The following is a 954-nucleotide window of genomic DNA, read 5'->3' on the forward strand; positions in this document are numbered from 1 at the left end:
TCGTAGCCATGTCGTTCTGTGAGCCAAGGAGTTGACACGAGACTTTGTCTTCCTAAGACCGCTTGGCCTCCGACTTGGTTTCCTGTTAACCTCCAGCTCACGCATGTATGGACTCAGCAGCGCAATATTTTCATCGTCTTCACTGACGTACGAAAATACCACCTTAGGTTTAGGACAGTTCGCAGCGAAGTGCCCTGGCTCGTTGCAGTTATAGCAGACGCTCTGCCTTCTTGTTTCGAAAGCTCTCTTTGCTTTCGCCTCTTTTGCCTCCTTACTGGGATTATGCCCTTCCACTTCCTTTGGAACAGTCTCTGCACTATCCTTTCCTTTAGGGAAATTACCCATTCCCTTACCGGACTCAGACTTTCCGAAGTGACGCTTTTTCCCGAAGGACTTATCACTCTCGCGGTACGCCTTCCCTTGGCGATCCTGACCTCGCGCTTCTCTGCGCATTACATAGTCCTGAGCAAGCTCCGCAGCTTGTTCTACTGTCTTAACGTCCGTTCTATCTTGGACCCAGAACTGCACTTTGTCGGGAATCCCTCGATAAAACTGTTCCAGACAGAAACACTCCAAGACTTTGTCTCGATCGTCATAGACGCTCGCGCTTTTTAACCACTCTACCATGGTGGCCTTCACGTTGTAGGCAAACTCAGGATAGCTTTCTCCAGCCTTAATCACTGAGCTTCTAAACTTTTGCCTGAACCCCTGTGTAGAAAACGTGTACTTTCTAAAAAGCGTTGCCTTAGCCTTCGCGTAATCATTTGCGTCCTCCTTACTGAGACGTGCAAGCACACTGGCTGCTTCGCAGGGCAGGACCGTCAAAAGACGCTGGGACCACAAGACCTCGGGTATATTGGCAAAGTCGGAACGAAGCCATGTGGTTCTGTGAGCCAATGTGTTGAGACTAAACTTTGTCTTCCTACGGACGCTTGGCCTGCGCGTTGTGGAGTC

1 protein-coding gene is annotated in these 954 nt (G+C 50.0%); it reads right to left on the reverse strand.

Going from position 1 to position 954, the window contains the following annotated elements; all coding sequences use genetic code 11:
* Window positions 1–795 (reverse strand): hypothetical protein (locus QYH69_RS35885; protein ID WP_308836342.1); only part of this gene is annotated, 795 nt, incomplete at its 3' end.
* Window positions 796–954 lie beyond the last annotated feature (159 nt).

It is taken from the genome of Paraburkholderia sp. SARCC-3016 (genome assembly GCF_031119615.1).
In the GTDB taxonomy this organism is placed as follows: Bacteria; Pseudomonadota; Gammaproteobacteria; order Burkholderiales; family Burkholderiaceae; genus Paraburkholderia.